A 21,764-nucleotide genomic window follows, 5' to 3' on the forward strand; every position below is an offset into this window, starting at 1 on the left:
CCGGGATGCCGTCGTAGATGGGTATCAGACGCGCATTATAAAGGCCCCGTTGCTGCGCTGCCGAACGAGAGTTTCAATCGCGACGATAGCGTTTCGCGGCTGGCCGGCGCGCGCAGCCATGGGCGGCCGGGCGGAAGCGCCGACTCCCGGCGGCGCCGCACCGCGCGGTGCATCGTCGCAGCCGGCGCGTCCGGCTCGCATCCGCGGTAGCCGCCGTAGTCACCGGATGAGCGGCGCGTCGCTTTGATGTAACCGTCATTTACACTTGGCGGCCCGATGCAGCGTTTACAATAAGCGCGATCGAACGACAGGCGGGCGCGCGGCCCGTCCTCTTTATACGGATTCATGGCAAAAGCTCCTTATTCCGCCCAGGCACAGGCGTTGCCGCACCGGATGTCGAAGCTCCTCACGGAGATCCGCTGGATTCTCCAGGTCGCGCTCTGCGCTTTTCTGGTGATGGCCCTGCTGAGCTATAGCCGGCGCGATCCGAGCTGGACGCACGCCGCGCAGGTGGACCACATCTCGAACTGGGCCGGGCGCGTCGGCGCGTGGACGGCCGACATCATCCTGCTGCTGTTCGGGCTGTCCGCGTATTGGCTGATCGTGCCGCTCGCGCGGCGCATCGCGGTCAACTACCGGCGCATCACGCGTCACGAGGCGGTCGTCGACGAACCGGAGCGGCCGATCGGCTGGCTTACCGAAATCTTCGCGTTCGTGCTCGTCGTGCTCGCGTGCGATGGCATCGAAGCGCTGCGGATGTGGTCGCTGAAGGTGCAATTGCCGCGCGCGCCGGGCGGCGTGATCGGCGAGGCCGTCGCCGGCGCGATGTCGCACGCGTTCGGCTTCACTGGCGGCACGCTGCTGCTGCTGATTCTGCTGGCGATCGGCTTGTCGCTGTATTTCCGCTTTTCGTGGCTGTCGGTCGCCGAGCGCGTCGGCGGCGCGATCCTGTCGGCCGTCAACGTCGCGAAGCTGCGCCGCGAGGCCGAGCGCGACCGCAAGCTCGGCGAGGCAGCGGCCGTGCGTCGCGAAGGCAAGGTCGAGGAAGAGCGTGTGCGCATCGAGGATCACGAGCCCGTGACGATCGTGCCGCCGGTCGTCACGCCGGCGAAGTCCGAGCGCGTCGAGCGCGAGCGCCAGGTGCCGCTGTTCACCGATCTGCCGGGCGACTCGACGCTGCCGCCGGTGTCGCTGCTCGATCCCGCACCCAAGACGCAGGAAGCGATTTCGGCCGATACGCTCGAATTCACGTCGCGCCTGATCGAGAAGAAGCTGAAGGATTTCGGCGTCGAGGCGAGCGTCGTGGCCGCGTATCCGGGCCCCGTCGTCACGCGCTACGAGATCGAGCCGGCCACCGGCGTGAAGGGCAGCCAGATCGTCAACCTTGCGAAGGATCTTGCACGTTCGCTGTCGCTCGTGTCGATCCGCGTGGTCGAAACGATCCCCGGCAAGAACTACATGGCGCTCGAGCTGCCGAACCAGCGCCGCCAGACAGTCCATCTGTCCGAGATCATCGGCTCGGAGGTCTATGCGGCAGCATCGTCGGCGCTGACGCTGAGCCTCGGCAAGGACATCGGCGGCAAGCCCGTGTGCGCGGATCTCGCGAAGATGCCTCACTTGCTCGTCGCCGGCACGACCGGTTCGGGCAAGTCGGTCGGGATCAACGCGATGATCCTGTCGTTGCTGTACAAGGCGACCGCCGAGCAGGTGCGCCTGATCCTGATCGATCCGAAGATGCTCGAAATGAGCGTCTACGAAGGCATTCCGCATCTGCTGTGTCCGGTCGTCACCGACATGCGCCAGGCCGGCCACGCGCTGAACTGGACGGTCGCGGAAATGGAGCGCCGCTACAAGCTGATGAGCAAGCTCGGCGTGCGCAACCTCGCCGGCTACAACAACAAGATCGACGACGCGGCGAAGCGCGAGGAAAAGATTCCGAATCCGTTCAGCCTGACGCCGGACGATCCCGAGCCGCTCGGCCGCCTGCCGAACATCGTGGTCGTGATCGACGAGCTGGCCGACTTGATGATGGTCGTCGGCAAGAAGGTCGAGGAGCTGATCGCGCGGATCGCGCAGAAGGCGCGCGCGGCCGGCATCCACCTGATCCTCGCGACGCAGCGTCCGTCCGTCGACGTGATCACGGGCCTGATCAAGGCGAACGTGCCGACGCGAATCGCATTCCAGGTGTCGTCGAAGATCGACTCGCGCACGATTCTCGACCAGATGGGCGCCGAATCGCTGCTCGGCATGGGCGACATGCTTTACCTGCCGCCGGGCACCGGGTTGCCGGTGCGCGTGCACGGCGCGTTCGTCGCCGACGACGAAGTGCATCGCGTCGTCGAGAAGCTCAAAGAACAGGGCGAGCCGAACTACGTCGAAGGGCTACTCGAAGGCGGCACCGCCGACGGCGACGAGGGCTCGGCCGGCGCGGGAACCGGTGAAGGCGGCGGCGAGTCAGATCCGCTGTACGACCAGGCGGTCGAAATCGTCATCAAGAACCGCCGCGCGTCGATCTCGCTCGTGCAGCGCCATTTGCGGATCGGCTACAACCGCGCGGCGCGGCTGCTCGAACAGATGGAACAGTCGGGGCTCGTGTCGGCGATGTCGTCGAGCGGCAACCGCGAAATTCTTGTGCCGGTGCGCGACGCGGAATGAGTCCGCGGCGCTCGCAGCGCCGGCCACCCAGGGAGAAAACCGCATCATGCAGCAACTTTCGTTCGTCCCTTCCCTTCGTTCGACGCGGCGCTGGCTCGGCGCGGCGTGCGTGGGCGCATCGCTGATGCTCGCGGCGACGCACGCGTTCGCGGGCGGCACCGAGCAGCTGAAGGCCTTCGTGTCGCAGGTGCGTTCGGCGAAGGGCGATTTCACGCAGCAAATCGTCAAGGCGCCGGCCAAGGGCGCGAGCGCCGCGCAAGCCGCACCGAAGCCCAACGACAATTCGAGCGGTACGTTCGTGTTCTCGCGCCCGGGCAAGTTCATCTGGACTTATCAGAAGCCGTACCAGCAGGTGCTGCAGGCCGACGGCGACAAGCTCTACGTGTACGACCGCGACCTGAACCAGGTCACCGAGCGCAAGCTGAACGGCGCGCTTGGCGCGAGCCCGGCCGCGATCCTGTTCGGCAGCAACGACCTCGACAAGAACTACACGCTGCGCGATGCTGGCGAGAAGGGCGGCATCGAATGGCTCGAGATGCTGCCGAAGGCGCAGGACACGCAGTTCCAGCGGATCGGCATCGGCTTTCGCAACGGCACGCTTGCGGCAATGGAGTTGCACGACGTGTTCGGCAACGTCACGCTGCTGACGTTCACGAACATCCAGACGAACCCGCCGTTGAAGGGCGATGCGTTCAAGTTCGTCGTGCCGAAAGGCGCGGACGTGATCAACGGCTGACGTTTGTTGCGCCGTTTTCCCGCCACGGGCCTGCCGGCAACGGCAGGCCCGTGTTGTTTGGGGGCGCGGGCACCGGGCGTGGGCACCGGGCGCGGGCACGGGGCACGGGCACCAGGCGCGGGCACATGACGTGTACACCCGACCCGGTCACCGGACGCGAGTACGACGCGCGGCTACCACGCGCCACCCGCGGCGGCACGGACGTGCCGCTGTCATAATGTCTGGTCCGGCGGCCGGTCCGGCCGCCATCGTTTGATCTGGAGCGAGGGTTCATGTCCGACCTGTTTCAAGTCGAGCCGCGCCGGCCGCTCGCCGAGGCGCTGCGGCCGAAGACGCTCGCCGAGGTGATCGGCCAGACGCATCTGCTGGGCGAAGGCAAGCCGCTGCGGCTCGCGTTCGAATCCGGCAAACCGCATTCGATGATCCTGTGGGGGCCGCCCGGTGTCGGCAAGACGACGCTTGCACGCCTCACCGCGCTCGCTTTCGACTGCGAATTCATCGCGCTGTCGGCGGTGCTCGGCGGCGTGAAGGACATACGCGAGGCGATGGAGCAGGCGAAGGACACGTTGAACCGCACCGGCCGCCACACGATCCTGTTCGTCGACGAAATCCATCGCTTCAACAAGGGCCAGCAGGACGCGTTGCTGCCGTTCGTCGAGTCGGGGCTCGTGACCTTCATCGGCGCGACGACCGAGAACCCGAGTTTCGAAGTGAACTCGGCGCTGCTGTCACGGGCGCAGGTGTACGTGCTGAAGTCGCTGAACGACGACGAGATGCGGCAGTTGCTCAAGCGCGCACAGGAAATCGCGCTCGATGGGCTTGCGTTCGACGACAAGGCGATCGATACGCTGATCGGTTACGCGGATGGTGACGCGCGGCGCTTCCTGAATCTGCTGGAGCAGGCGCAAACGGCTGCATCCTCGGCCCGGGTCACGACCATCGACGCCGATTTCGTCAGCAATGCGATGACGCTGAACGCACGGCGCTTCGACAAGGGCGGCGACAATTTCTACGATCAGATCTCGGCACTGCACAAGTCGGTGCGCGGCTCGAGCCCGGACGGCGCGCTGTACTGGTTCTGCCGGATGATCGACGGCGGTGCGGATCCCAAATATCTCGCGCGACGGATCGTGCGGATGGCGTGGGAAGACATCGGCCTCGCCGACCCGCGCGCGCTGCAGATGGCGAACGACGCAGCAGAAACCTACGAGCGGCTCGGGTCTCCGGAAGGCGAGCTGGCGCTCGGTCAGGCGGTGATCTATCTCGCGTGCGCGGCGAAGAGCAACGCGGGCTACAACGCGTTCAACCAGGCGATGGCGTTCGTGAAACAGGACAAGTCCCGCGAAGTGCCCGTGCATCTGCGCAACGCGCCTACCAAGCTGATGAAGGAACTCGGCTATGGTCACGCGTACCGCTACGCGCACGACGAGCCGAACGCGTATGCGGCCGGCGAGAGCTATCTGCCGGAAGGGATGCGCGAGCCGCATTGGTACAAGCCGGTGCCGCGCGGGCTCGAATCGAAGATCGCCGACAAGCTTGCATGGCTGCGCGAGCTCGACCGCGAGGCCGGCAAGAAGGACTGACCGCCGCCCGGCGCGCGCCGCCCGGCGCAGCTGGCCGGTGCGTCAGCGCTTGGGGCCCGGCTGCTTTTTCCAGTACTCGAACGGCTCCGCGTGGCATTCGATGTCAAGCTCGGCGACCCGCGCCTGCAGGCGCTCCTGCGCATCGGCAATCGCGAGGTTGTAGATTGCCGGCGCGATTTCCTCGACGAAGAAGTGCAGTAGCGCGCCGGCCTGGATGTTGCCGATCGGCTCGTCCATGTTTTCCGCGAAATAGCGTTGCAGCGACGCGACCGCGCGGTCGCGGACGTCCCTGTCGAGTTCGATGGCCATCGGGGTCCCTCGGGTAATGGTGATATCAGGGCGGAGCCGCCGTCGCGCGCTGCACGGTGGTGTTGCTCGGCGCGCTTTCGCCGGCGGCGCGATACGCGATGCGCACCGCAATACTGCCATGCGCGGCGCGCGTTTGCGCCATCGTCCGTCCGGCCAGTGCCGTAGCGGCCCCGCGGTGCGTTAGAATTCCCGTCTTACACAACGATTTTCCAAAGTCCTCCCATGCTCGACATCCAGTTGCTGCGCAAAGACCTCGACGGCGTCGCGAAGCGCCTCGCCGATCGCGGCTACACCCTCGACGTCGCCGCGTTCTCCGCGCTCGAAGCGGAACGCCGCGCGATCCAGACCCGTACCGAAGAGCTCCAGGCGCGCCGCAACAGCCTGTCGAAGCAGATCGGCGCGATGAAGGGGAAGGGCGAGGACACGTCGGCCGTGATGGCTGAAGTCTGCGGGATCGGCGAAGAAATGAAGGCGTCGGAAGCGAAGCTCGGCGAGATTCAGGCGCGTCTGTCCGACCTGATGCTGGGCATGCCGAACATCGCGCACGAAAGCGTGCCGGTCGGCAAGGACGAGGCCGACAACGTCGAAGTGCGCCGCTGGGGCACGCCGCGCCAGTTCGACTTCGAGGTAAAGGATCACGTCGACGTCGGCACGCCGCTCGGCCTCGATTTCGAGACGGGCGCGAAGCTCGCCGGTGCACGCTTCACGATGCTGCGCGGCTCGATCGCACGCCTGCACCGCGCGCTCGCGCAGTTCATGATCGATACGCACACGCAGCAGCACGGCTATAGCGAGACGTACACGCCGTACATCGTGAACCCGGAAATCCTGTACGGCACGGGCCAACTGCCGAAGTTCGCCGACGACATGTTCCGCGTCGAGAAGGGCGGTGCCGAGAACACCATCACGCAATACCTGATCTCGACGTCCGAGATTTCGCTGACGAATACCGTGCGCGAATCGATCGTCGAAGGCTCCGCGCTGCCGATCAAGCTCACCGCACATTCGCCGTGCTTCCGCTCGGAAGCCGGCTCGTACGGCCGCGACACGCGCGGGATGATCCGTCAGCACCAGTTCGACAAGGTCGAGATGGTTCAGATCGTCGCGCCGGACGCATCGTACGCGGCGCTCGACGAAATGGTCGGCCACGCGGAAGCGATCCTGCAGAAGCTCGGCCTGCCGTACCGCGTGATCACGCTGTGCACGGGCGACATGGGCTTCTCGGCCGCGAAGACGTTCGATCTCGAAGTGTGGCTGCCCGCGCAAAACACCTATCGCGAGATCTCGAGCTGCTCGAACACCGAGGCGTTCCAGGCGCGCCGGATGCAGGCGCGCTTCCGCAACGCGCAGGGCAAGCCGGAACTCGTGCATACGCTGAACGGCTCCGGTCTCGCGGTCGGCCGCACGCTCGTCGCGGTGCTCGAGAACTACCAGAATGCCGACGGCTCGGTTACGGTGCCCGAGGCGCTGCGTCCGTACATGGGCGGACTCGAGCGCATCGAAGCGCCCGCACAGGCGTCGTGAGATCGCGCAACGATCGCCGTTCGACGGCCGGCAAAAAAATTTGCAAAAAGGGCTTGTGAGTTTCGAAGATATCGTTCTATAATCTTTGCTTTCCCGGACACGACCAACCGGGAAATGAAGCAGCAAGGAAGGAGAGGTGGCAGAGTGGTCGAATGTACCTGACTCGAAATCAGGCGTACGGTTTCCCCGTACCGTGGGTTCGAATCCCACCCTCTCCGCCAAAATACGAAGCCCCGTGATTCGAAAGGATCACGGGGTTTTTCGTTTTGGTCGCCCATTCCCGTGCATTGTCGATGCCGCGGTATGCGCCCCCGCGCATCGGCATTCGCATCCATCTCCACGCGTCGGCGGGGGCGCTCACGCCTGCCGGTCGGCCGTCGCGGCCGCACCCGACCGCCCAGCGTCGGCGGCCCAGCCGCCGTTCGCGCTTCAGCCCTGGCTTCGTGCGCCGTTAACAGCGGACGGCGACGCGCGCTTTTCGCGCCGTCGTCGTTATGCATCGATCCAAGGTCCCATGAAACTGAGCTACAAGATTCCCTTCGCATTCGCCGTTGCGCTGCTGCTGATGTTCTGCGGCGCGCTGTACGGCATCCACATCCTCAACCGGTCGATCGATACGTTCGCGAACGACGTGCAGACGCATGTCGCCGACGAGCGGCTCGCATCGGCGACGCTCGTGCAGTTCAAGCTGCAGGTCCAGGAGTGGAAGGACACGCTGCTGCGCGGCAAGCAGCCCGACAAGCTCGCCACGTACTGGCAGGCATTCCAGACGCGCGAACGCGCGGTCGATACGCTCGCCGCGCAACTCGTCAACGAGTTGCCGCCCGGCGAGAGCCGCACGCTCGTCGAGCAGTTCATGCGCGCGCATGCGGCGATGGGCGACGGTTATCGGCGCGGCTTCGACGCATTCAAGGCGGCGGGATTCGAGCCGGCGGCCGGTGATGCTGCCGTCGCGGGCGTCGATCGTGCGCCCGCGACGTTGCTCGAGCGCGCGGCGAAGACGATCGCCGACGAAAGTGCCGCGGTGTCGGCGCGAGCGAGCCGCGATGCGAGCCGCGCGACCGTGGCGAGCGTAGTGTTGATGCTGATCGTGCTCGGCATCGCGCTGATTGGCGCATTCCTGTTCAGCCGTGCGATCCTGCGGCCGCTCGATCGTGCAGTCGCCTGTGCGCAGGCGGTGGCCGGCGGCGATCTGACGCGCGACGTCGACGTGGCCGGTCGCGACGAGATCGCCGACTTGCTGCGCGCGTTGCAGACGATGCAGGCCAGCCTGTCGAGCGTGGTGCTCGAGGTGCGCACGCATGCCGAAGCCGTCGCGACGGCGAGTGCGCAGATCGCATCGGGCAATCACGACCTGTCGTCGCGCACGGAGGCGCAGGCCGCGTCGCTCGAGGAAACGGCCGCCAGCATGACCGAGCTGACAGGCATCGTGCGCCAGTCGGCCGAGCATGCGCAGCACGCGGCGCAGCTCGCAAGGGACGCGTCGGACATCGCGTCCGCGGGCGGCAGCGTGATGACGGACGCCGTCGAGACGATGAGCGGAATCGCCGCGAGCTCGGCGAAGGTCGGCGAGATCATCGCGGTGATCGACGGCATCGCGTTCCAGACGAACATCCTCGCGCTGAACGCGGCCGTCGAGGCGGCGCGGGCGGGCGAACAGGGGCGCGGCTTCGCGGTCGTCGCATCCGAGGTGCGCACGCTGGCGCAGCGTAGTGCTGCCGCGGCGAAGGAGATCAAGACGCTCATCGAGCAATCGACGCGTCGCGTCGACGACGGTGCCGTACTGATCGCCCGAGCGGGAGAATCGATTCACGAGATCGTCGGCGCGGTGCAGCGGGTGACGACGATCGTGGGCGAGATCTCGTCCGCGTCGCAGGAGCAGAGCGGCGGCATCCAGCAGGTGAACGTCGCGGTCACGCAGATGGACGAGGCGACGCAGCGCAACGCAGCGCTCGTCGAGCAGGCGTCGGCGGCGACGCAGGCGCTGGCCGAACAGGCGAGTGCGCTGCGGCACGCGGTCTCGGTATTCAAGTTGCCGCTGGCCGCGTGACGCTCGTGCGTTCGACCGCGCCGACGCATGTCACACCGCGGCCGAATACTGCGCGAGCACACGCGCGCGGATCGACGGCTTGATGTTCGATTGCGCCATGTCGCCGCCATAGTGCGCGACGACCCGCGGATTCATCACGCGATACCAGAGCGGCGGCACATACGCGAACAGGATCATCGTCGCGTAGCCGGCCGGCAATTGCGGCGAGTCGTCGAAGTGGCGCAACGCCTGGTACGAGCGCGTCGGGTTCGCGTGATGATCGGCGTGCCGCTGCAGCTGATACAGGAACAGGTTGGTGACGACGTGATTGCTGTTCCACGAATGCTGCGGCGTGCAGCGTTCGTAGCGGCCGCTCGCGAGTTTGCGCCGGCCGAGCCCGTAGTGCTCGATGTAATTCACGACTTCGAGCAGCGACGCGCCGTACACGGCCTGGATCACAAGGAACGGGATCACGGCCTTGCCGGCCAGCGCGATCGCGATGCCCCAGACGCCAGCCGTCATTGCCCACGCGTGCAGCACCTCGTTGCGCCAGGTCCACGGCGACTGCCCGAGCCGTTCGAGGCGCGTCTTCTCGAGCCGCCACGCCGAACGGATGCTGCCCGTCACCGTGCGCGGCAGGAACGCCCAGAACGATTCGCCGAAGCGCGCGCTTGCCGGATCCTCGGCCGTCGCGACGCGCACGTGATGGCCGCGGTTGTGTTCGACGAAGAAGTGCCCGTACGCGACCGGCGCGAGCGTGATTTTCGCGAGCCAGCGCTCGAAGCGGCTCGTCTTGTGCCCGAGTTCGTGCGCGGTATTGATCGAGATGCCCGTCGCGGCGCCGAGCGACAACGCGAAGCCTGCGTAGTCGTACCACGCCAGCGAATGCGTGCCGACGATCCACACGCACATGAAGAATGCGACGTATTCGACGAGCGTCGCGAGATAGACGATATAGCGGTAGTAGCGTTCCCGCTCGAGCTGCGGGACGGCGGTTTCCGGAGGGTTGTCGCGATCGTCGCCGATCAGCGTGTCGAGAATCGGTATCACGCCGAACGCGAACAGCGGGCCGAACCACCAGAACAGGTGCACGCCCGTCGACAGCGCGAGCTGGGCCGCGAGGATCGGCAGCGTGATCGTCAGCGCGCCAAGCAGCCACAGATAACGTTTGCCATCCGACCAGCGCGCGGCCGGTCCGTCGGTCATTGCCATTGTCTCCCTCCTGTTGGCGGCGGGCTTGCGCGCGGGGCGAGGCGGCCGCATGTCTCGTTCTGTTGCCGGTCCGATCGTCGTTCGGCCGCGGCATGGCGCGCGGCACCCGATCGATGGTCCGGTTGTGCCAGTTATACGACGGTCGTGCAGGCTTTCCAAACCCGGGCGCTAGGCGGGAAACTCCAAACGGCGGCGCATCCATTGCGCCGGTCGGGAAGGGCCGACGAAGGGGTGATTGAAACCGGCGGTGGCGCGCGATCCGCCCGTGCGGACGATTTTCTCGTCTGACCAAATCGTCGCGACAAGCGCGTCAGCGACCGGCTTCGGGACGCCGCAACGAATGTTGCAATGCAATAACTCCTGCATCCGCACGCGCGTCGTCGTGGTGCATGCGCGGCCGCATATTACGGACGATTGCGATCGCGACGGGGAAACTGCGAATGCGCGCGCAGAAATGCCGCGTATGACAACGCAAGCACGGCGACCCATGTGCCGACGGCGTCCGCGCGGCGATACGCGAGCATGCAGCCGGGGCCGATGTTGCACTCGCACAAGCACATGGGGGCGGCAGCCCGCGCGGTGCCTGCCGACTTTCGATTCGCGCCGCCATTTGAAAATAACGATTTGACTCATGCCCCGCTTTCGGTTGAAGCTAGTAACTTGCTGTCCGAAGGGGGCTGTGCCTGCATGAGTTCGACCTTGACCGTTCGTCGTATCGCTGCCGACCAGGGCAACGTGTATCGCGAACTCCGCGCCGCATCGCTGCGTGAGCCGTACGCGCCCGGCGAAGCGCCGGAGGCCGAATTGCTGACCGTCGATGCCGACGCGGCGGCGGCCATCGCCGCGCTGCGCGCCGCGTCCGACGAATCGACGACCTTCGTTCTGTACACCGAGGGCCACCCGGCCGGCATGATCGGTGCATATTTCGACAATTCGCCCGAGCGGCGCGCGTTCGTCAGCGAGCTGTGGGTCGCGCACGCGGTCCGCCACCTGCGCGGCGGCGTGCTGTTGCTCGAAACGGCCACCGCGTGGCTGACCGAGCGCGGCGCGCAGGACGTGTACGCATGGATCGCCGATGCGAACCGCAACGCGATTCGCTTCTACGAACGGGCGGGTTTCGGCAACACGGGCGAGCATGCACCGATCGCGCGGATGCCCGGCGCGATGAAGTCGTTGTTCGTGTCCCACATCAATGCACCCTGACCCATGACGGCCGAGGCCGCACGGCGCGATCGCACCTCGCTCGCGCCGTCTCGATGCCCTCCGGCCCGCGGTGCGGCGGCCGCGACCGTCGCCGTCCAGATTCCCCAAAAATAATGGCCGCACGCGCGGACGCCTGTAAAATACGCAAAAAATTTTTGCAGAGTGTCCATGTCGCTTAAAAAATCGCCATTCTTCGAGCTGCGCAGCGGATCGGTCGATACGTTGCTGTTCACCGTGAAGACGACCGATCTCGATGCGTTGCGTACCGAACTGGTCAAGCGCTTCGAAGCGACTCCCGAGTTTTTCGCCGACGACGTCGTCGCGATCGACGTTCGCCGTCTCGCGGACGGTGAACGCGTCGCGCTCGCCGATATCGGCCAAATGCTGAACGACGTGCGGATGCGCCCGGTGGGCGTGGTCGCGCTGCCGACGCAGGCGTGGGTGGCGGAAGCCGGCCTGCCGCTGCTCGAAGCGCGCGATCGCCGCGTGGCGGCCGCGAAGCCGGCCGACGATGCGGCGCAGCCGGCCGCTGCCGTTGCCACGTCTGCCGCCGCGACAGCGGAACCGGCGCCAGAGCCTGCTCCGACGCCGGTTTCGGCGGGCGGCCAGACGCTGGTCGTTGATCGGCCGCTGCGCTCGGGACAGCAGATTTACGCGAAAGGGGACCTCGTGGTGCTCGCGCCGGTCAGTCACGGCGCCGAGATCATCGCGGAAGGCAATATCCACATCTACGCGCCGTTGCGCGGCCGCGCTCTCGCGGGCGTGCACGGCAATCACGACGCGCGCATCTTCTGCACGTGTCTCGAACCGGAACTGATTTCGATCGCGGGTATCTATCGCACGACCGAGAACCCGTTGCCCGCCGACATACTGGGCAAATCGGTGCAGATCCGGCTCGAAGAGGAAAAACTGATGATCGAACCGCTGCGCCTGACGTGATTCACGCGGCACGCTCCGGATCGATCGGCTCTCATTGACGAACACAGGGTATTGGGTAAATGGCAAAAATCATCGTGGTGACTTCGGGCAAGGGCGGCGTGGGCAAGACGACGACCAGCGCGAGCTTCGCGTCCGGCCTCGCGCTGCGCGGCCACAAGACGGCCGTGATCGACTTCGACGTCGGCCTGCGTAACCTCGATCTCATCATGGGCTGCGAGCGGCGCGTGGTGTACGACCTCGTCAACGTGATCCAGGGCGAAGCGAACCTGAATCAGGCGCTGATCAAGGACAAGAAGTGCGAGAACCTGTTCATCCTGCCGGCGTCGCAAACGCGCGACAAGGATGCGCTCACGCGTGACGGCGTCGAGAAGGTGCTGAACGACCTGGCCGCGATGGATTTCGAATACATCGTCTGCGATTCGCCGGCCGGTATCGAAGCCGGCGCGCTGCACGCGATGTACTTCGCGGACGAAGCGCTGATCGTCACGAACCCGGAAGTGTCGTCGGTGCGCGACTCGGACCGCATTCTCGGCATTCTGTCGTCGAAGACGAAGCGCGCGACCGAAGGCAAGGAGCCGATCAAGGAACACCTGCTGATCACGCGTTACAGCCCGAAGCGCGTGAGCGAAGGCGAGATGCTGTCGCTCGAGGACATCAGCGAGATCCTGCGCATCAAGCTGATCGGCGTGGTGCCTGAATCGGAAGCCGTGCTGCATGCGTCGAACCAGGGTTTGCCGGCCGTGCATATCGACGGCACCGACGTCGCGGAAGCGTACAAGGACGTGGTCGCCCGATTCCTCGGCGAAGACAAGCCGCTGCGCTTCACCGACTACCAGAAGCCGGGCCTGCTGCAGCGCCTCTTCGGCAGCAAGTAACGGAGGCCGTCCATGTCCATCCTTTCGTTTCTCCTCGGCGAGAAGAAGAAGTCCGCATCGGTCGCGAAGGAGCGCCTGCAGCTCATCATCGCGCACGAGCGGGTCGGCGGCCGTCCGCCGGCCGATTACCTGCCGGCGCTGCAGAAAGAACTCGTCGCGGTCATCTCGAAGTACGTCCATATTTCGAACGACGACATCCGCGTGAGCCTCGAGCGGCAGGACGATCTCGAAGTCCTCGAAGTGAAGATCGAGATCCCGCAAGCCTGAACGTTGCCGCTTTCCCCCGCACGGCGGTGTACGCCGCCGTGCGCGTCTTACGCCCTGTTGCACTTTCGGGCTCGCCGTAACACGGCGTCTGTCTGCCGTTCGCCGTCCTCCCGCATTGAAGTGAATACGTTCGCGTCATTCGTCAATCAGGAGGTTGTGATGGCTGTCTCTACCGTTCAACGCCGTATCGTTTCTCTCGCGCTGCTCGCCGCGGGCCTGTCCGCCATCGTCGCGCCGCTCGCCGCCCGCGCGGACGAAATTCTCGTCGGCGCGCCGGTGCTCGTGCAGTCCGGCCGCATGATCGTCGCCGAGCCCGTTGCCGCCCCTGCCGAAGAAATCGTCGTCGTTGCGCCGAACGCGCCGCCGCCCGTGCGCTACGAGGTCGTGCCTGACGCCCGCGTCGGCTATGTGTGGGAGCGCGGCCACTGGCATTGGGATCATGGGCGCTACGTCTGGATTGGCGGCCATTGGGAAGCCGAACGGATCGGCATGCACTGGGTGCCGGGCCATTGGGACCAGCGTGGTCCGAACTGGTTCTGGACGCGCGGCCACTGGGCGTAACGGGCGCGCACGATGAAGAAAACCGCCATCGCCATCGCGCTCGTCGCGATCACCGTCGCCGGCTGCATCGTCGTGCCGGCGCGTCCCGTCTACTATCGGCCGGCACCTGTCGTCATTTACTGAGGTTCGCGCGGGCCCGTCTGCGCGGCGCCGTTCGCGTCCGAAGCGGGCGGGTCGTCGCGCTCCTGCGTCGCCGCTGCCGGAGCGGCCCCGTGGGTTGCCGCCGGAACGTCCGATGCGTTCGCGGGTTGTTCGCGCAGCGTGTCGAGCGGATCGGCGGGCGCCGCCGCCGCATCCTGCGGCTCGGTCACGCTGGTCGCCGTTGCAGTTTCCTCGGCAGCTTGCGCCGAATCGGCCGCGTGCGGCGCGGCGGCCGGCGGCGGCGCGAGATAGCGCTGCGCGAGCGTTTCGTAAAGCGGCGGCGCGAAGAAGCGCGCGACGCGGCTCGACACCAGCGCGGTGGCCATCAGCGAAATCACGAGCGCGTGGCCGTTGATCATTTCCATCACGATCACGAACGATGTGATCGGCGACTGCGTGACCGCCGCGAGATAGCCGACCATCGCGAGCGCGATCAGCATCGGCAGGCTCATGTCGTCGAACACGACGTGCAGCACGTTGCCGAAGCCTGCGCCGATCGACAGCGACGGCGCGAAGATGCCGCCAGGGATCCCCGGCAGATACGACGCCACCATCGACACCATCTTCAGGACCGGATAGAACAGCGACAGCTGTTCGTGGCCGTCGAGCAGGCCGCGCGCCTCCGCATAGCCGCTGCCGAACGTCGTCCCGCCCGATACGATGCCAACGACGGCGATCACGAAGCCGCACAGCGCCGCAAACGCGATCGGGCGCTCGCGATAGAGGCCGAGCACGCGCGCGGGCAGCCAGCGCCCGGTATTGAGCAGAAGCCAGCTGAAGAGGCCGCCGGCGATCCCGGTAACGATCGCCGTGACGAGCACGGCGACGGCGAGCATCTTCGGGAAATGCTGGCCCGCATCGATCGTGCCGAAGTACGTGTAGTTGCCGTTCAGACCGAGCGCGACCACGCCCGCCAGGATGATCGCGGTAATCAGCACGCCGCTTGCACGCGCGGAGAAGCTGCGGGTCAGTTCCTCGATCGCGAACACGATCCCGGCAAGCGGCGTATTGAACGCCGCCGACAGGCCCGCGGCCGCGCCCGCGAGCACGAGCTGCCGTTCGATCAGCGCATTCGAGCGCGGATAGAAACGCCGCAGATTGAACATCAGTGCCGCGCCGACCTGCACGGTGGGGCCTTCGCGGCCGATCGTGAACCCGCCGAGGATCCCCATCAGCGAAATCAGCACCTTGCCGAACAGGATGCGCAGCGTCAGAAGCCGCGCGCCGAATGAACTCGGGCTGGCATGCAGCGTTGCGATGACCTGCGGGATCCCGCTGCCCTCGGCGCCGCGGAAGAAGCGGCGCGTGAGCCACGCCGACGCCGCGGCGATCGCCGGCGTCAGCAGCAACGGCAGCCACGCGGCATGCGCGCGCATCGTGCGGAAGGCGTCGTAGCCCCAGTCGATCAGTCGCGCATACAATACGGCTGCGAGGCCAACCGCGATCGCACCCAGCCAGAACACGCCGTACTGGCGCCAGATCCGCAGCGAGCGGCGCGTGAGGGCGGGAAACAATCCGGGAAGCAGGGCGGCGAGAGAGGGGCGTTGCATCGGGGAACCGGGCCGGCAGGCAAAGACGCATTATAAAAAGAATGGGATCCGTCCGGGCTCGACAATTATTCACAAACGAGATGCAATTTGTTGCAAATGTAATGTCGATGTAATGTATCGGCGCGGCAAGCATCGTTAGCATCACCAAATGGCCGTCCACCCCCCATTCCCACAAGAAACGTGAAACGTATCCTCATCGTGAAAGTGACGTCGCTCGGCGATGTCGTCCAGACGCTGCCCGTCGTCGCGGACCTCCATCGCGCTTTTGCCGGCGTTCAGGTCGACTGGGCCGTCGACGAGTCGTGCGCCGAAGTCGTGCGCTGGCACCCGGGCGTGACCAACGTGCTTTGCGCGCCGCTGCGGCGGTTCAAGAAGCTGCGCAACGGCGGCGACCTGAAGGCGATTTCGGCGTCGATCGGCGCGCTGCGCGCGCACCGTTACGATGCGGTCATCGACCTGCACGGGGTCTACAAGAGTGCGATCATCTCCGCGCTCGCGCGCGCCGTGCGCCGGTTCGGCTATCAAACGCAGGATCTCGGCGAGACGGGCGCGCGTTTCGCGTATTCACATCGGTTCGGCCCGCGGCCCGACTGCGACGCTTGGCACGGGATGCGCGTGAGCGCGGGCGAGGCGCTGGGCTATGTCCCGCAAGGCATTGCCGACTATGGTGTGGTCGCGCCGCAGGTTGCGAGCCTGCCGGCTGCGGTGACCGACGGCGCGCCGTTCATGCTGCTGTTTCACGCGACGTCGAACCCTGACAAGCAATGGCCGGCCGATCACTGGGCGGCGCTCGCGACGCAGATGATGGCGCGTGGCTTGCGCGTGCTGCTGCCGTGGGGATCGGCGGCCGAGCATGACGATGCGCGCGACATTGCCGCGCGCGCGCCCGGCGCGGTTGTGCTGTCGGCAATGTCGGTGCGCGAATTGGGCGCTGCGATCGGCCGGGCCGCGCTGGTGGTGGGGGTCGACACGGGGTTCGTGCACATGGCCCACGCACTGAAGCGCCCGACCGTGATGATTTTCGTTGCGACGTCGCGCCACCATTGCGGGATCGGCGGCGCGCCGAACGCGCTGTCGATCGGAGAGCCTGGTGCACCGCCGTCGGTTGCGCAGGCGCTTGATGCCATCGATGCGGTCTGCCCGGCGTATGGCGCGTTGCGCGCTCGATTGACGGCGTAGCGCCGATTGGCGGCGCGAACCGGCGCGCGTGGTAACGCTGGCCGGTTCAGGCGAGCAGCGCCTCGACGGCGACCACGGCGGCGATGGCCGCCAGATTCGCCAGCAATGCGTCGAACAGCAAACCCCGCCAGGTTTTCGGTCGCAAGCGCGCCGCGAGCAGCAGCGCGCCGCCCAGCGCGAGCACGAGGATCATGACGAGGTCGGCATTGTTGAGATGAACGTTCATCGCGGCGGCTCCTTCGGGAAGCGAACCCGTGTGCGCACGGCGGCGCCCCGGAATCGAGTATAGGCAGCGCCGCCCGCTGCACAACCCGGGGCGCCCCGAAGGTCAGAGCAGCGACGTGTCGCGGGTCTCGCGCATCAACAGCACACCGATTACGCTGATCGCCGCCGCGACCGACACGTAGCCGCCGACCCACGACAGCCCACCTCGCGCGGCAAGCAGTTGCGCGATGTACGGTGCAATCGACGCGCCGAGAATCCCGCCAAGGTTGTACGCGACGCCCGCGCCCGTGTAGCGGACGTTGGTCGGGAACAGTTCGGGCAGCAGCGCACCCATCGGCGCGAACGTCACGCCCATCAGGAACAGCTCTATCGTGAGGAACAGCGCGACAAGCGGCATCGAGCCGCTGCCGAGCAGCGGTTCCATCGCGAAGCCGGACAGCAGCGCGGCAATTGCACCGGCGATGAGCACCGGCTTGCGGCCGAAGCGGTCCGACGCCCACGCCGACAGCGGTGTCGCAAGCCCCATGAACACGACGGCGAAGCACAGCAGCCCGAGGAAGCTTTGGCGCGGAATATGCAGCGCCGACACGCCGTACGACAGCGAAAACACGGTCGAGATATAGAACAGCGTGTAGCAGACCACCATCGCGAGCGCGCCGAGCAACGTCGGCTGCCAGTGCTGCGACACGAGCGTCGCGACCGGCACGCGCACGCGCTCGTTGCGGTCGAGCGCGGCCTGGAACGCCGGCGTTTCGCTGATCTTCAGTCGCACATACAGGCCGAGCGCGACGAGCACCGCGCTGACGAGGAACGGGATACGCCAGCCCCAGCTGCGGAACTGTTCGTCGGACAGCGACAGCGCGAGCGCGAAGAACAGACCGTTCGACATCAGGAAGCCGACCGACGGCCCGAGCTGCGGAAACATCCCGAACCAGCCGCGTTTGCGTTGCGGCGCATGCTCGGTCGCCAGCAGCGCCGCGCCGCCCCATTCGCCGCCGAGGCCGATCCCCTGGCCGAAGCGCAGCACGCACAGCAGTACCGGCGCGAGCGTGCCGATCGCGTCGTAGCCGGGCACGAAACCGATTGCGGTAGTCGATACGCCCATTACGAGCAGCGACGCGACAAGCGTCGATTTGCGGCCGATCCGGTCGCCGAAGTGGCCGAACAGGAACGAACCGATCGGTCGTGCGATGAAGGCGATGCCGAACGTGACGAATGCGGACAGCGCCTGCGCGGTCGCCGAGCCGTGCGGAAAGAACACGGGGCCGATGACGAGTGCCGCGGCGGTTGCGTACACATAGAAATCGTAGAACTCGATCGCGGTGCCGATGAAGCTGGCGAACACGATGCGCCGGTGGCTGACGGCGGCGGCCGAACCGGTTGCATGTGCAACGGCCGGGGGAGATGCGGACATGGATGTCTCCGTTTTGTCGTTGGGGCGTGCGGTCGGGCAGGCGCGGATGCTTGCCGGATGCAGCCGGGCGGATGATGCGGTGGCGGCGTGAGCGCGCGCCGCGGCGCGGACGTCACCCGCCGGTCGACGATGGAGACGGATAGGTCGCCGCCGCCCGGTGCCGGCGTGGTCGGCTCGCATGCCGGGTGCGGCGCGCGAACGCGCGCGCGGAAGGTGGCCGCGCGATTGCGGAAAATTATAGCCAGCGCCGCGACATGGCGGCAATCGCGGGCGGCGTGCGGCTCAGTCGATCGACTGGGCTTGCGCGGACGCGGTGCTCTGCAACTGGAAGCGGCCGTCGTCGTTGAACAGCCAGCCTTCCATCAGCTCGATCCGTCCGTCGCCGTCCAGCAGTCTCGACGGCGGCGCCGGCAACGGCGCCGAGCGGCGCAGCGATGCGAGCGCGAGCGCTTCCGCTTCGCTGTCGCCGTTGCTCCGATAGACGGACGCATTGAGGAGGCGGCCGCCGCGATCGACGGTGAACGCGACGACGACGAGCGAACGCAGCATCGCCTGCGGTGTGCCGCGCGATACGGCGGACGGATTGTGCTCGGCAACGCACCGCGCGACTTCCACGCGGTACTGGTCGAGATTCGCGCCGCGCGTGATCGACGGGATCGTCACCACCGAGTGCAGCGAAGGCGGCGGCGTGATCGTGCAGGCAGCAAGCAACAGCGCGGCGACCAGCGCGGCAATGCGCGGCCGGTCGGCGCCCGGGCGGGATAGAGGCAGCATGGGAGGTGAACCGGAGGGTGACTATAAAAAAATGATAGTCGCCCCGGCGCGGCGCGTTATCGGGAGAAACGCATAACGCGCGACGCGTGACGGCATGCGCGCGAACGATCGCCCGGCTCCGCGGCGGCCGGCGTTCTGAAGTGATGTGATGTTTGACGGCACGCGACGCGTGCGCAACGCGCGTGCCCGCTCGCCGCGAAGCGGCGATGGCGGCTCAGTCGAATGCGCTCAGTAGCCGTGCGTCACGAGCGACAGGACGGATAGGTCCGGATGCGTGCCGTCGATGATGCTTTTGCCGACGTGCACGGCCTCGCGAATCGCGTCGTCGGCGTTCGCGAAGCTTTCCTCGCCGTCCGCGTGAAACGGCACCGCATGATCGGGGAGGGCCGGATTCACGCCCGGGTGGCATACGTAGCCGGTGTACGTATAGCGCGCGTCGCTGCCCGGAACGAGGCCCGGTACGACGTGGATCTCGAAGCCTTCGTAATCGACGTGATCGGTCGCGGTCGACAGTTCGGTCATGGCGGTCTCCGTGCGCCGCACGCGCGGATGGCGCGAACGGCATCGAGTCGCGGCGGCGGTCGTGTCGCCGTGCTGATCGAATTCTAGGCGATGACGCGCCGTCCGGCGAGGCCATGGCGCGATGCGGGCCGCGCCCCGCATTACCGCGTGCAGCGTGCGTCCTTGCGCTGCACGACGAGGATCACCGGATACTTCTCGCCGTGCTCGAGTTCGACCGGCGCGACGACCGTCAGCGTGGCCGGGTCGGAATCGTCGTACACGCTGACCTGCTCGTTGCGGATATAGGTCACGCCGGTGCAGTTAGACGCGCGGCCGTCGTCCGACACCTTGCACTGGAGTTCGTTTTCCTTCAGGTAGTTGTACGGCGTCGGGCTCGCGAGATATTCGCGCAGGCTGCGCGGCGAGCCGCCGACGCCCTTCACGTACGCGATCGCGCACGACGGCGTCGGCGCGTCGGCGCCGGAGGCGGAGTCGGCGGCCGCTGCGTGCGTGCCGGCAGCGGCGAGCAGGGCGGCGAGCGCCGATGCGATGAAGGGCTTCATGACGTGGTTTCCCGTTTCGCGGTTCGGAGCGCCGGATTGTAACGGCATCGGCGGCGATGCGTCGGGCCGTTGGGCGCGCGACGCGGCAGAAAAAATGCAGCGGGCAAACAAAAACCCCGTCATTCGATGAATGGACGGGGTTTGGCGAATTGCGTGGCGGAAGCGGTGAGATTCGAACTCACGGACAGTTTCCCGTCGCTGGTTTTCAAGACCAGTGCCTTAAACCGCTCGGCCACGCTTCCACACGAGGCGGCATTGTAACCGAAATGTCGCGTCGTTCCGCGTCAATCGTCGCGCAGGAACAATTCCTGCAGATCGTTGAGGAAACGCTGGCCAAGCTGGGTCGGCGCGATTTGCGCGAAATCGCGCGTGATCAGCCCGCGCCGCTCCGCTTCCTGCAGCGCCGGCTCGATCGTGCCGATCGGCAAACCGGTACGCTCGACGAAGCTGTGCACTGGGAAGCCCTCGACGAGCCGCAGCGTGTTCAGCATGAACTCGAACGGCAGGTCGCGCGCGCCCACTTCTCGCTCTTCCTGCACCGGCGTGCCGGCCATCGCCTGCTCGATGAAGGTCGCCGGATGCTTGTAGCGCGCCTGCCGCAGGATCCGGTTCGGGAACGACAGCTTCGTGTGCGCGCCCGCGCCGATCCCGAGATAGTCGCCGAAACGCCAGTAATTCAGGTTGTGCTTGCACTGATGGTTCGGCTTCGCATACGCGGACACCTCGTAGCGCTCGTACCCGGCCTCGGCCGTGCGTGCGTGAATCCACTCCTGCATGTCGGCCGACGCGTCGTCGTCGGGCACCGCCGGCGGGAACTTCGCGAACAGCGTGTTCGGCTCGAGCGTCAGGTGATACAGCGACAGATGCGGCGGCGCGTAAGACAGCGCGGTTTCGATGTCGGCCCGGCATTCGTCGAGCGTCTGGTTCGGCAGCGCGAACATCAGGTCCAGGTTGAAGTTGTCGAACGTCTTCGCGGCGATCTCGACGGCCGCGCGCGCCTGCGCGGTGTCGTGAATGCGGCCGAGCGCCTTCAGATGCCCTTCGTTGAAGCTCTGGATGCCGACTGACAGGCGGTTCACGCCGCTCGCACGAAACTGCGCGAACTTCGCGGCCTCGAATGTGCCGGGATTCGCTTCGAGCGTGATCTCCGCATCGGCGTCGAGCGGCAGCAATGCACGCACGTCGGACAGCAAACGATCGAGGCCGGCTGCCGTCAGCAGGCTCGGCGTGCCGCCGCCGATGAACACCGTATGCACCTGGCGCCCCCATACGAGCGGCAGCGCCTGCTCGAGATCGGCGCGCAGCGCATCGAGATACTCGGTTTCGGGAAATCGCTCGCCTTTCCATTCGTGCGAGTTGAAATCGCAGTACGGGCACTTGCGCACGCACCACGGAAAATGCACGTACAGCGCGAGCGGCGGCAGCGACGTGAGTCGCACCTGGCCGGGCGACGTGAACGTCGCGACGACGCGCGCGCCGGTTTCCGCGGCCCGGCTCATACGGCCTCCGGCTGCGAATGCGTGA

At 66.5% G+C, this 21,764-nt stretch carries 21 protein-coding genes and 2 tRNA genes; 12 read left to right on the forward strand and 11 right to left on the reverse strand.

Going from position 1 to position 21,764, the window contains the following annotated elements; genetic code table 11:
• Positions 1–35: 35 nt before the first annotated feature.
• The gene (locus tag WK25_RS31095; RefSeq protein WP_156789003.1) at positions 36–347 is read right to left on the reverse strand and encodes a hypothetical protein; all 312 of its coding nucleotides are present in this window, start codon (positions 345–347) and stop codon (positions 36–38) included.
• Here WK25_RS31095 and WK25_RS04565 point away from each other — a divergent pair.
• The 3 genes from WK25_RS04565 to WK25_RS04575 all read left to right on the forward strand — a co-directional run bounded on the left by WK25_RS04565 (position 346) and on the right by WK25_RS04575 (position 4,974).
• Entirely contained in the window at positions 346–2,655 is a 2,310-nt protein-coding gene (locus tag WK25_RS04565; protein ID WP_040143632.1) for a DNA translocase FtsK, read from the forward strand. The two genes, WK25_RS31095 and WK25_RS04565, sit on opposite strands and share 2 nt — an antisense overlap.
• A gap of 46 nt (positions 2,656–2,701) precedes the next feature.
• A complete protein-coding gene (gene lolA / locus WK25_RS04570; protein ID WP_040143633.1) occupies positions 2,702–3,391 on the forward strand; it encodes an outer membrane lipoprotein chaperone LolA in 690 nt (229 codons plus the stop codon).
• A gap of 272 nt (positions 3,392–3,663) precedes the next feature.
• Positions 3,664–4,974 carry a replication-associated recombination protein A gene (locus tag WK25_RS04575; protein WP_040143634.1) on the forward strand — a complete coding sequence of 437 codons (1,311 nt, stop codon included), beginning with the start codon at positions 3,664–3,666 and terminating at the stop codon, positions 4,972–4,974.
• A gap of 42 nt (positions 4,975–5,016) precedes the next feature.
• On the opposite strand, the gene WK25_RS04580 is transcribed toward WK25_RS04575, so the two are convergent.
• Entirely contained in the window at positions 5,017–5,283 is a 267-nt protein-coding gene (locus WK25_RS04580; protein WP_059543880.1) for a DUF2164 domain-containing protein, read from the reverse strand.
• 222 nt (positions 5,284–5,505) lie between these two features.
• Between WK25_RS04580 and serS the strand changes: the two genes are divergently transcribed.
• From serS to WK25_RS04595, 3 genes are all read left to right on the forward strand, one after another.
• Entirely contained in the window at positions 5,506–6,807 is a 1,302-nt protein-coding gene (gene serS / locus WK25_RS04585; RefSeq protein WP_069241079.1) for a serine--tRNA ligase, read from the forward strand.
• 130 nt (positions 6,808–6,937) lie between these two features.
• Positions 6,938–7,028 (forward strand) — tRNA-Ser (locus WK25_RS04590).
• A gap of 293 nt (positions 7,029–7,321) precedes the next feature.
• Positions 7,322–8,857 carry a methyl-accepting chemotaxis protein gene (locus tag WK25_RS04595; RefSeq protein ID WP_059543878.1) on the forward strand — a complete coding sequence of 512 codons (1,536 nt, stop codon included), beginning with the start codon at positions 7,322–7,324 and terminating at the stop codon, positions 8,855–8,857.
• A gap of 30 nt (positions 8,858–8,887) precedes the next feature.
• Here the strand turns inward: WK25_RS04595 and WK25_RS04600 are convergent, their stop codons facing one another.
• The gene (locus WK25_RS04600) at positions 8,888–10,048 is read right to left on the reverse strand and encodes an alkane 1-monooxygenase (protein ID WP_069241080.1); all 1,161 of its coding nucleotides are present in this window, start codon (positions 10,046–10,048) and stop codon (positions 8,888–8,890) included.
• Between the two features lie 558 nt (positions 10,049–10,606).
• Here WK25_RS04600 and WK25_RS04605 point away from each other — a divergent pair.
• The 5 genes from WK25_RS04605 (at position 10,607) to WK25_RS04625 (ending at position 13,893) form a co-directional block, all read left to right on the forward strand.
• The gene (locus WK25_RS04605; protein ID WP_226208937.1) at positions 10,607–11,251 is read left to right on the forward strand and encodes a GNAT family N-acetyltransferase; all 645 of its coding nucleotides are present in this window, start codon (positions 10,607–10,609) and stop codon (positions 11,249–11,251) included.
• Positions 11,252–11,419: 168 nt separating this feature from the next.
• On the forward strand, positions 11,420–12,190 hold the full coding sequence (minC, locus tag WK25_RS04610; protein ID WP_069241082.1) for a septum site-determining protein MinC: 771 nt from the start codon (positions 11,420–11,422) through the stop codon (positions 12,188–12,190).
• A gap of 59 nt (positions 12,191–12,249) precedes the next feature.
• Positions 12,250–13,065: a septum site-determining protein MinD gene (minD, locus tag WK25_RS04615; protein ID WP_040143641.1), complete on the forward strand. Its 816-nt coding sequence runs from the start codon at positions 12,250–12,252 to the stop codon at positions 13,063–13,065.
• A 12-nt stretch (positions 13,066–13,077) separates the two neighbouring features.
• Positions 13,078–13,332: a cell division topological specificity factor MinE gene (minE, locus tag WK25_RS04620; RefSeq protein ID WP_006486661.1), complete on the forward strand. Its 255-nt coding sequence runs from the start codon at positions 13,078–13,080 to the stop codon at positions 13,330–13,332.
• Between the two features lie 159 nt (positions 13,333–13,491).
• Complete coding sequence (locus WK25_RS04625; protein ID WP_040144900.1) at positions 13,492–13,893, forward strand: YXWGXW repeat-containing protein; 402 nt, start codon at positions 13,492–13,494, stop codon at positions 13,891–13,893.
• A gap of 116 nt (positions 13,894–14,009) precedes the next feature.
• On the opposite strand, the gene WK25_RS04630 is transcribed toward WK25_RS04625, so the two are convergent.
• A complete protein-coding gene (locus tag WK25_RS04630) occupies positions 14,010–15,584 on the reverse strand; it encodes a chloride channel protein (protein ID WP_040143643.1) in 1,575 nt (524 codons plus the stop codon).
• 180 nt (positions 15,585–15,764) lie between these two features.
• Between WK25_RS04630 and waaC the strand changes: the two genes are divergently transcribed.
• Positions 15,765–16,763 (forward strand): lipopolysaccharide heptosyltransferase I, encoded by a 999-nt coding sequence (waaC, locus tag WK25_RS04635; RefSeq protein ID WP_069241083.1) that lies wholly within the window; start codon positions 15,765–15,767, stop codon positions 16,761–16,763.
• Between the two features lie 46 nt (positions 16,764–16,809).
• Here the strand turns inward: waaC and WK25_RS04640 are convergent, their stop codons facing one another.
• The 7 genes from WK25_RS04640 to hemW all read right to left on the reverse strand — a co-directional run bounded on the left by WK25_RS04640 (position 16,810) and on the right by hemW (position 21,739).
• The gene (locus WK25_RS04640; RefSeq protein WP_069241084.1) at positions 16,810–16,989 is read right to left on the reverse strand and encodes a hypothetical protein; all 180 of its coding nucleotides are present in this window, start codon (positions 16,987–16,989) and stop codon (positions 16,810–16,812) included.
• A 102-nt stretch (positions 16,990–17,091) separates the two neighbouring features.
• Positions 17,092–18,402: an MFS transporter gene (locus tag WK25_RS04645; RefSeq protein WP_069241085.1), complete on the reverse strand. Its 1,311-nt coding sequence runs from the start codon at positions 18,400–18,402 to the stop codon at positions 17,092–17,094.
• A gap of 282 nt (positions 18,403–18,684) precedes the next feature.
• On the reverse strand, positions 18,685–19,176 hold the full coding sequence (locus WK25_RS04650; protein ID WP_040143647.1) for an energy transducer TonB family protein: 492 nt from the start codon (positions 19,174–19,176) through the stop codon (positions 18,685–18,687).
• A 228-nt stretch (positions 19,177–19,404) separates the two neighbouring features.
• Positions 19,405–19,698 (reverse strand): hypothetical protein, encoded by a 294-nt coding sequence (locus WK25_RS04655; protein ID WP_069241086.1) that lies wholly within the window; start codon positions 19,696–19,698, stop codon positions 19,405–19,407.
• A gap of 140 nt (positions 19,699–19,838) precedes the next feature.
• Complete coding sequence (locus WK25_RS04660) at positions 19,839–20,240, reverse strand: hypothetical protein (RefSeq protein WP_040143649.1); 402 nt, start codon at positions 20,238–20,240, stop codon at positions 19,839–19,841.
• Between the two features lie 154 nt (positions 20,241–20,394).
• Positions 20,395–20,482: transfer RNA gene (locus WK25_RS04665), tRNA-Ser, on the reverse strand.
• Between the two features lie 42 nt (positions 20,483–20,524).
• Positions 20,525–21,739, reverse strand: coding sequence for a radical SAM family heme chaperone HemW (gene hemW, locus WK25_RS04670; protein ID WP_069241087.1), 1,215 nt, complete (start codon positions 21,737–21,739; stop codon positions 20,525–20,527).
• Between the last annotated feature and the right edge of the window lie 25 nt (positions 21,740–21,764).

The sequence above is a fragment of the Burkholderia latens genome, from assembly GCF_001718795.1.
Taxonomy (GTDB): domain Bacteria; phylum Pseudomonadota; class Gammaproteobacteria; order Burkholderiales; family Burkholderiaceae; genus Burkholderia; species Burkholderia latens_A.

Excerpts from the sequence above, each read along its gene's own strand:
- WK25_RS04650 (WP_040143647.1), bottom strand. The coding sequence starts at position 19,176 with ATGCTGCCTCTATCCCGCCCGGGCGCCGACCGGCCGCGCATTGCCGCG.
- WK25_RS04625 (WP_040144900.1), top strand. The coding sequence starts at position 13,492 with ATGGCTGTCTCTACCGTTCAACGCCGTATCGTTTCTCTCGCGCTGCTC.
- WK25_RS04595 (WP_059543878.1), top strand. The coding sequence starts at position 7,322 with ATGAAACTGAGCTACAAGATTCCCTTCGCATTCGCCGTTGCGCTGCTG.
- WK25_RS04645 (WP_069241085.1), bottom strand. The coding sequence starts at position 18,402 with ATGTCCGCATCTCCCCCGGCCGTTGCACATGCAACCGGTTCGGCCGCC.
- WK25_RS04575 (WP_040143634.1), top strand. The coding sequence starts at position 3,664 with ATGTCCGACCTGTTTCAAGTCGAGCCGCGCCGGCCGCTCGCCGAGGCG.
- WK25_RS04600 (WP_069241080.1), bottom strand. The coding sequence starts at position 10,048 with ATGGCAATGACCGACGGACCGGCCGCGCGCTGGTCGGATGGCAAACGT.
- minD (WP_040143641.1), top strand. The coding sequence starts at position 12,250 with ATGGCAAAAATCATCGTGGTGACTTCGGGCAAGGGCGGCGTGGGCAAG.
- WK25_RS31095 (WP_156789003.1), bottom strand. The coding sequence starts at position 347 with ATGAATCCGTATAAAGAGGACGGGCCGCGCGCCCGCCTGTCGTTCGAT.
- minC (WP_069241082.1), top strand. The coding sequence starts at position 11,420 with ATGTCGCTTAAAAAATCGCCATTCTTCGAGCTGCGCAGCGGATCGGTC.
- WK25_RS04640 (WP_069241084.1), bottom strand. The coding sequence starts at position 16,989 with ATGAACGTTCATCTCAACAATGCCGACCTCGTCATGATCCTCGTGCTC.
- lolA (WP_040143633.1), top strand. The coding sequence starts at position 2,702 with ATGCAGCAACTTTCGTTCGTCCCTTCCCTTCGTTCGACGCGGCGCTGG.
- WK25_RS04565 (WP_040143632.1), top strand. The coding sequence starts at position 346 with ATGGCAAAAGCTCCTTATTCCGCCCAGGCACAGGCGTTGCCGCACCGG.
- hemW (WP_069241087.1), bottom strand. The coding sequence starts at position 21,739 with ATGAGCCGGGCCGCGGAAACCGGCGCGCGCGTCGTCGCGACGTTCACG.
- minE (WP_006486661.1), top strand. The coding sequence starts at position 13,078 with ATGTCCATCCTTTCGTTTCTCCTCGGCGAGAAGAAGAAGTCCGCATCG.
- WK25_RS04660 (WP_040143649.1), bottom strand. The coding sequence starts at position 20,240 with ATGAAGCCCTTCATCGCATCGGCGCTCGCCGCCCTGCTCGCCGCTGCC.
- WK25_RS04630 (WP_040143643.1), bottom strand. The coding sequence starts at position 15,584 with ATGCAACGCCCCTCTCTCGCCGCCCTGCTTCCCGGATTGTTTCCCGCC.
- serS (WP_069241079.1), top strand. The coding sequence starts at position 5,506 with ATGCTCGACATCCAGTTGCTGCGCAAAGACCTCGACGGCGTCGCGAAG.
- WK25_RS04605 (WP_226208937.1), top strand. The coding sequence starts at position 10,607 with ATGGGGGCGGCAGCCCGCGCGGTGCCTGCCGACTTTCGATTCGCGCCG.
- WK25_RS04580 (WP_059543880.1), bottom strand. The coding sequence starts at position 5,283 with ATGGCCATCGAACTCGACAGGGACGTCCGCGACCGCGCGGTCGCGTCG.
- WK25_RS04655 (WP_069241086.1), bottom strand. The coding sequence starts at position 19,698 with ATGACCGAACTGTCGACCGCGACCGATCACGTCGATTACGAAGGCTTC.